The 7297-nt window shown below is 61.0% G+C and carries 6 protein-coding genes and 2 pseudogenes; 7 read left to right on the top strand and 1 reads right to left on the bottom strand.

What is annotated here, in order from left to right; genetic code table 11:
- Together CKO15_RS12940 and istB are read left to right on the top strand one after the other, a co-directional pair.
- A partial coding sequence (locus tag CKO15_RS12940; RefSeq protein ID WP_200197036.1) for a Tn3 family transposase occupies nucleotides 1-537 on the top strand: 537 nt, incomplete at its 5' end.
- Nucleotides 538-582: 45 nt separating this feature from the next.
- Nucleotides 583-1215: pseudogene (gene istB, locus CKO15_RS12945) on the top strand (IS21-like element helper ATPase IstB); the annotation flags it as partial.
- Between the two features lie 38 nt (nucleotides 1216-1253).
- Here istB and CKO15_RS12950 read toward each other — a convergent pair.
- Complete coding sequence (locus CKO15_RS12950; RefSeq protein ID WP_200197048.1) at nucleotides 1254-2873, bottom strand: DUF6399 domain-containing protein; 1620 nt, start codon at nucleotides 2871-2873, stop codon at nucleotides 1254-1256.
- Nucleotides 2874-3524: 651 nt separating this feature from the next.
- On the opposite strand from CKO15_RS12950, the gene CKO15_RS12955 reads away from it, so the two are divergent.
- The 5 genes and pseudogenes from CKO15_RS12955 (at nucleotide 3525) to CKO15_RS14785 (ending at nucleotide 6793) form a co-directional block, all read left to right on the top strand.
- A complete protein-coding gene (locus CKO15_RS12955) occupies nucleotides 3525-3863 on the top strand; it encodes an Lcl C-terminal domain-containing protein (RefSeq protein ID WP_200197050.1) in 339 nt (112 codons plus the stop codon).
- Nucleotides 3796-5415, top strand: coding sequence for an RNA-directed DNA polymerase (locus CKO15_RS12960; protein ID WP_200197053.1), 1620 nt, complete (start codon nucleotides 3796-3798; stop codon nucleotides 5413-5415). The genes CKO15_RS12955 and CKO15_RS12960 overlap by 68 nt, the downstream gene beginning before the upstream one ends.
- A gap of 4 nt (nucleotides 5416-5419) precedes the next feature.
- Nucleotides 5420-5953 carry an Lcl C-terminal domain-containing protein gene (locus CKO15_RS12965; RefSeq protein ID WP_200197056.1) on the top strand — a complete coding sequence of 178 codons (534 nt, stop codon included), beginning with the start codon at nucleotides 5420-5422 and terminating at the stop codon, nucleotides 5951-5953.
- Nucleotides 5954-6511: 558 nt separating this feature from the next.
- Nucleotides 6512-6634 (top strand): annotated as a pseudogene (locus CKO15_RS14780) (recombinase family protein); the annotation flags it as partial.
- Nucleotides 6635-6664: 30 nt separating this feature from the next.
- The gene (locus CKO15_RS14785; RefSeq protein ID WP_476729770.1) at nucleotides 6665-6793 is read left to right on the top strand and encodes a helix-turn-helix domain-containing protein; all 129 of its coding nucleotides are present in this window, start codon (nucleotides 6665-6667) and stop codon (nucleotides 6791-6793) included.
- Nucleotides 6794-7297 lie beyond the last annotated feature (504 nt).

Here is a 7297-nt window from a genome sequence, read left to right on the forward strand (position 1 = left end):
GCCCATTGGGACGAAATCTTGCGGCTGGCCACTTCAATCAAGCAGGGTACGGTGACGGCTTCGCTGATGCTCAGGAAACTCGGCAGCTACCCACGCCAGAACGGTCTGGCTTTGGCGCTGCGCGAGTTGGGACGCATCGAGCGTACGCTGTTCATCCTCGATTGGCTGCAAAGCGTCGAACTGCGCCGCCGCGTGCATACCGGACTGAACAAAGGGGAGGCGCGCAACGCGCTAGCCCGCGCGGTGTTCTTTAACCGCCTAGGCGAAATCCGCGACCGCAGTTTCGAGCAGCAGCGCTACCGAGCCAGCGGCCTCAACCTAGTAACGGCGGCCATCGTGCTGTGGAACACAGTCTATTTGGAGCGGGCCGCGAACGCTTTGCGTGGTCACGGCCAGACCGTCGATGACGCCTTATTGCAGTACCTGTCGCCACTGGGCTGGGAGCACATCAACCTGACCGGCGATTACCTCTGGCGCAGCAGCGCCAAGATCGGCGCGGGCAAATTCAGGCCGCTACGGGCGTTGCAACTGCCTTAGCGTACGATTTTTTCCGTTTTCTGAGACGACCCCAATGAGGTCTCCTACCTAGCCTTTGCCGACATGCTCGTCGAGCACGAGCGCCAGACGCGCGAGGCGAAGCGAGTCGACCTCTACCGGCGGCAGGCCGGATTCCCCAGCGACAAACGGCTGGAGGGGTTCGACTACCGGCATCAGACCACCATCACCAAGCGGCAGGTGAACGCCTTGCTCGACTTCGCCTTCATCGACAACCGCGAGAACCTGGTGTTCATCGGCCCACCGGGGGTCGGCAAGACCCATCTAGCCATCGGCATCGGCCAGAAGGCCATTGCCGCTGGCTACCGCGTGCTGTTCCGCAACGCTCTGGACTTAGTCGAGGAGCTGGAGCTGGCCGAGATGAAGGGGGAACTCAAGAAGACACTCCAGAGGCTGGCTAAGGTCGACGCCTTGGTGATCGACGAACTGGGCTACCTACCGATGAGTCGGCAGGCGCGCCACGCCCTGTTCCAGCTGATCAATCGCTTCTACGAGCATCGGTCGCTGATCATCACCACCAACAAGGACTTCACCAGCTGGGGAGAGTTCTTCCACGACGACAACGTGGCGGTGCCGATCGTCGACCGCATCATCCACCACTCACACCTCTACCTACTGGGAGGAGAGAGCTACCGGCTGAAGCAGAAGACGCTCAACTGACGTCAACGGGTGGGTCAATTTTATTGACCACTGGTGGTTCAGTTCAAATGGCCATTGACAAGCCGCTCAGCTGGCGTGGTGCCGTCGGCACGCTTGGTGGCGAAGTTGTGTAGTGCCGTGAGCACCCGTTGCTTGCGGTGGCTGAGGCGGTGGTGACCGTGTTGATGGAGCGCGAGGTAACCGTTGCGCCCCTCGACGCATGAGCTGCTGCGCTGGAAGAGGTCGGCACACTCTTCGGCGAACTGCTCTAGGTATTGACGAGTTTCAAGGTCAAGGGACTGGATCGGATGCGATGCTTGCTGCAATGGTTCCAGCAGCTTAGCGCTCATGGCGTGAAGTCGGTGGCGCTCCTCAGCCCGGTCACTGCGGTCCGCGACGCGCGATAGGTAGACCCCCGGAATCAGATGATCGAGCAGCGCCTGCTCAATGGCGGGCGCTAAGCACAATGAGTCTACACGGGCTTGCACGGTCATGAAGAAGAAGGCGAGCGTATTGACAAGGTGACGGGTTAAGCGCTTAGCCTTGGCCAAGTGCGCGCACAACTTACTGGAAAGATTGACTTCTTCACTGATCTCTGCCAGTCGCGAGAAGATCGTCTTGAGCTGCTCTGCGAGCCGTTCCGGACTTCGTGCCTGCCCATTCTCTAGATCGTACGGATGGTCGACTTCGCTCAGGGTACGGTTCAGCTCTCTAGCCTCCTCCCGAAGAGCCTGAGCCCGCTCGTGAGCCAAGATGGCTTGAGCCTTGGCATCCTCGGCGCGCTCAATGCGTGCGGCGAACGCCGGAGGACGACCCGGACCGTGAGACTGCTCACGGTAGGATCGCTCTTCAATGTGCTCGATCTCCAAGCGTGCCTTGGCCATCCTCTCTCCCTTTTCGGCTTGCTGCTCAGCGCGGGCGAGAGGCAGGCTCGTAGCCCGGTTCACTTCATGCTGCATGTGGAATAAGTCGGTCGAGTGATGCGCCCCTAGATCGCGCTGCACATGGGCCAACAGCCCCTTGGCCTCGTCGCTAGTGCCCTGTATAATGGTAACATTTAGACCTTCCAAGCCACTCTCCAGAGCCTTTGTCCACGCCGCCGCTGAACGGTCCTCGCTGACTTGTTCGACCACGATGAAACCCGACACCGGGTCGATCGCCACTAGGCGCATACCATCTTTCCACGTCTCGTCCTCGGCGATGCTCAGCGTGCGGTGGGGCATCTTCTGTGCCAGTGCCTCTCGCTGTTCGTCGGCGCAAGCCAGAATGTGGTTCTCCAGTTCCGCCTGAAAGGCTTGCTGCGTACCGTAGGAAGTACCGATGAAAGCCGCCAGTCCACTGTTTTCCAAGAACTCCATCACTACGCGGATGCCGGCGCCGCCACTTACGCTGATGGACCAGTGGGCAGCCATTAAGACCCGCTGCAGCCAAACGATGCCCTCGGGAGTCGCGCAGAACGCAGCCAGCCCAGCAGGGGCCTTCACCCTTCCATCGGAGGCCACCCAGTGGCGTAGTGTACCGCGTGCTACACCTACGCTCTCTGCCGCTGAGCGCTGGCTCTGACCATCTTCCTGCGCTCGAGCGACCTTACTGAGCAGTTCAGCGCGAATACGGCGGTCATGGATTGGCGTTGGGGTACGATCTGGAGTAGAGTCGCTGGTGGTGGGAGTGTCGGACATGGCTGCTTCCCTCGGTTGGTTCGTCTCTTCCAAGGGTACGCTATTCCGACGCTCCTGCCATGCCCCTGTGGTGATCGGGTCGCTCTCCTAAGTGGTTGATCTCCGCATGTGGTGGACCAATCGATGATCAAGGCCGCTTAGTCAAGGCAGATCTGGTGGCGCACGCTCCTCAGCGTCGGCGGAATGAAACGAATCGCGTCTGCTGATTCTAGGGTGAAGGCGTCGAGGTCTGCGCAAAAAAACTTTCCCCTGCAACATGCGCGGCAATATGCCCAAGATCCTTTCGCTATATTGCGCTACGATCAAGGTCGTATGATTCTTGCTCCGAAACCGGTTAGAAGGCTGTTGCACCAAGAGTCATCCCGTGAAACTACGGCTGATTGACTAGGCGATGGAAGGGGGGTTGGCCATGAGTACGTCTACGAACCAACGACCACCCTGTCTCCAAAGGAGCAAGTGAACCAGAGGATGATGAAGGCTGAAAGGGGGGAGTCGCGATGACTTGCAAGGCGAGGGAAGTGGCGCAGCTAGGGGCTATAAACACAAGCATCCTCGGTACCGATCGAAGAGGAATGGTCTCAGGCGCATCAACGGAGCGGCTGGTTGCCTCAATGTTTCAGTGGTTGTTGGTTCCAGCCGGACGGCCCTAACATGGGTAATCCCGGAACGCAGGACGGCGGCAACTGCGTAGACAGCGACTGCGACACCCACAGCTTCGCGGAGGCGGTCAATGCCGAGGGCCTGTGCGGTGCCAATGACTGGCGCCTGCCCACAGTGGATGAGTTGCACTCCGTCACCCATCTGGGCCGAACCGATCCATCCATCGACGAGGACTTCTTCCCGAATACGTCTTCGTCCCGTTTCTGGTCGGCCTCGCCCTATGCCGGAAATTCGGACAACGCGTGGAATGTCAACTTCAACAATGGCAACGACAACTGGAACAACAAGAGCAACAACAACAGGGTCCGGTTGGTGCGCGGCGGAGAGTGAAACAGCGGGCGCCTTCAGCCTGCGCGAGCTGTGGCAGGCCTATGAGGCCTGCCGTCGACGCAAGCGTGGCACCCGCGATGCCCAGCGGTACGACCAGCAGTTGCTGGATCAACTGGTCGATACCCGGCAGGCATTGGCTGCTAGGCAATGGCGCCCCCACCCCTCTACCTGGTTTGTGACCCTGCGCCCCAAGGCGCGGGAGGTGCATTGCGCCCCCTTTGCCGACCGGGTGGTGCATCACTGGCTCGTGCCCCGGCTGGAGGCGGTCTTCGAGCCGGTGTTCATCCACGACAGCCATTCAAACCGCGTGGGCCATGGGGTGTTGCACGCCGTGGAGCGTTTGCAGGGCCACCTGCGCCGGGCCAGTGCCAACGGCAAACGCCCGGCCCACTACCTGCAACTGGATATCGCCAACTTCTTTAACAGCGTGAATCGGCGACACCTCTATCGACTTATCCGCCACCGCTTGCGGCGCCAGGCAGAGAAGAACCGTCTGGCGAGGGCAGAGGCTGAGACTCTGCTCTGGCTAACCGGTTGTATCCTAGCCCAGGAGCCGGCCGAGGCGGCCATCTATCAGGGGGTGCCAGAGCGCCAGCATCAAGTGCCCCAGCACAAGCGGTTGTCCCTCACCCCCGAGGGTTTCGGGCTGGCCATCGGTAACCTGCCCAGTCAGCTCTTTGCCAATATCTATCTCAATGAGCTGGATCAGTTCGTCAAGCACCGTCTGCGGTGCCAGGGCTATGTGCGCTATGTGGACGACCTTGTGTTGGTCCACCGCGATGCTGGTCAATTGGCACAATGGCGCGGTGATATCAGCGCCTTTCTCGGCGAGTCGCTGGGTCTGAGTCTGCGTGACGCCGGGCGGCTCGATTCGGTGTACCAAGGGGTGGATTTTCTGGGGTATATGGTGCGCCCGCGCTATCGGCTGGTGCGAAACCGTGTTATCCAGCACTTAGATGAGCGTCTGCATCCGGCCCGGCGGCAACTGCTTCGGTCAAGCGCTCGCGGTGTCACCTTGGACTTGCGTAAGCCGCTCCGGGAGGCCTTGCGCGCCACGCTGGCCAGCTACCTGGGGCACGCTCGCCATGGGGCGGCCTGGCGGCTGTTCCAGCGTGTGTTCCGGCGCCACCCCTGGCTTGACCAGTTGTTCACCCTGCACGATGGTCTGCGTCTTCAGCCCCTTTGGCAGCCGCCTGCGGTCTCGGGTTTGCGCGGGCAGTGGCGTTGGTTTATGCGGCAGTGGCCACAGGCCCTGGTGCTGGTGCAGACTGGTCACCGTTTCGAGCTTTACGACCACCAGGCCCGCACGGTGGCTCAGTGGCTCGGTACACCGCTAGACAGCGCACCCCGACGCCCCTTTGCCGCCACGCTTTCATGGCCCCTGAAACACCTGCGCGGGCTCCGTCGCCACCTGCGACGGCAGGGTGTGCCCCATCTGTTTGTGGCCGAAGAGGGCTACCTGCCCGGTGGGCTGAAACGCCGGGTATTGCGACTGGCCTGGTGGCCCCATCAAACCCCATTGCCCCTGTGGGGCGACATTCAAGGAGTCTGAAGCCATGCGCATTCTGCCCACCTATCTCTGTGCCCTGGTGTTGCTCGCCGGTGTGCCCTTCATGGTCCCGGTTGCCGTTGCGGATATCCCGTCTGCCAGTGACGACTGTGAGGCGGACCTGGTGGAAAGTACGCCTTCCAGTGAGTTCACCCCACTGGAAGGCGGGGCGGTTGTGCGCCACGAGCGCACGGGTTTGGAATGGCGCCGCTGCCCCGAGGGGATGGAGTGGTCAGGCGGCGAGTGCAGTCGCTGGGCCTTGACTCGAACTTGGCATGGCGCTCTGGAGTACGCCAATGAGGAGGATGGCTGGCGGTTGCCCGATATCAACGAACTGCGCAGCATTGTGGAGCGTTGCCGGCACTCTCCGACCATCAATCAGCAAGTGTTCCCAGGTACGCCTTCGTCCACTTTCTGGTCGGCCTCGCCCTCTGCCAGGCATTCGGGCCTCGCGCGGGCTGTCGACTTCAACAATGGCCTCGACGGCTGGGAACTCAAGAGCAGCAGCCTCAGGGTCCGGTTGGTGCGCGGCGGACAGTGATTTTGTTTTTTGTTCTTCAGGGTCGGTTATTCCGGTGCTTTCGGTTTGGCCGTTTAAGACTTGTATGCGAGGGGCTAGGGCGTCGAGGGACGCAAGTTGGCAGCCACCGAGCCGACCCATACCGGCGGCAGGCGCGGTGTGTGGGTGGTGTTGGCGGGTTGAAGGCGGGGTCGTGAGGGAGGGCTAATACCAGTGCCTAACCGGTATCTCAACGTATCCCTCGCGTACTCATTGCCGAGCGACGCTCGACGGCCATCCCGTGGCCGTTAAGTAGGCGCCCGGGCCGACGCCGTCGGTGTAGGTAATCGCGCTATATACGCGCGTTGCGTGGCGGCCGTACCCAGCACTGTGCCGTAAACCGCTGATTTATATAGTCCCACTCTCTTCACTGCAGCCCCTCCGCGCCAGCCCATGTGCTGCGCGGGGGTCTCTGTGCGTTGCGGCGGCGACGCCTACCGACGGTGAATCTGCGGCAGCAGGGCAGCGCTGTGCAGCTGCGAGTGAGGAGCAGGCGATAGCTTAAACTCGGCCACTTTTTGTCTTGACAATAGGGTCCACCTCACCTTCACCGGCGATGATTCGCCGATGGCGAACCTGTTGCTGTCGGTGATGGGTGCATTCGCCGAGTTCGAGCGCGCCTTGATCCGTGAACGGCAACGCGAGGGCATCACGCTTGCCAAGCAGCGTGGGGCCTACCGAGGTAGGAAGAAGGTGTTGCCGCCAGAGCGGATCGTCGAACTGCACCAACGAGCCGCCGCCGGCGAAAAGAAAGCCCACCTTGCCCGCGAGTTCGGCATCAGCCGCGAAACCGTCTACCAGTATCTGAGAACGACCGGCTGACCATGAGGGCTGTCTGAAGCGTTCATCGGGGGTTCTGGTTGCTACAGCAGTTGTACTTACTATCAGGCGGTTGCGGATGAGCAGCGGGGACTCACCTTGAAAGGCCTGGGGCGTTCAATTCCACGCCAGGCACCTGCTCTTCACTCTAAGTATTGACTACGGCCAACCAACCGGGATAGTATCGGGTCACGACTCACCTCGTGACCGCTTGGCTTGATCCAAGTGCTCTCGGGGCGACAGGCCGCCTTCGGGCGGCTTTGTCATTTCTGGAGATTTATGTTGCTACCGTTGTATACGTCGATGGTTACAACCTGTACTACGGACTCCTAAGAAAAACCGCCTTCAAATGGTTGGATCTGGTCGCGCTTTTCCGCGATTGGGGATTCCAGTCAAGTGGGTGGCCTGTTCCACGTGATGAGGGGTGGCCATTCCACCGGATGTGGTGGGCCCGTTCCACGGGAAGTGGTGGGGCCATTCCACTAAGCTGGGGTGCCTCTGCAGGCA

It is taken from the genome of Halorhodospira abdelmalekii (assembly GCF_016583625.1).
Classification (GTDB): Bacteria; Pseudomonadota; Gammaproteobacteria; order Nitrococcales; family Halorhodospiraceae; genus Halorhodospira; species Halorhodospira abdelmalekii.

Excerpts from the sequence above, each read along its gene's own strand:
- CKO15_RS12950 (WP_200197048.1), bottom strand. The coding sequence starts at position 2,873 with ATGTCCGACACTCCCACCACCAGCGACTCTACTCCAGATCGTACCCCA.
- CKO15_RS12965 (WP_200197056.1), top strand. The coding sequence starts at position 5,420 with ATGCGCATTCTGCCCACCTATCTCTGTGCCCTGGTGTTGCTCGCCGGT.
- CKO15_RS12960 (WP_200197053.1), top strand. The coding sequence starts at position 3,796 with ATGGCAACGACAACTGGAACAACAAGAGCAACAACAACAGGGTCCGGT.
- CKO15_RS12955 (WP_200197050.1), top strand. The coding sequence starts at position 3,525 with ATGGGTAATCCCGGAACGCAGGACGGCGGCAACTGCGTAGACAGCGAC.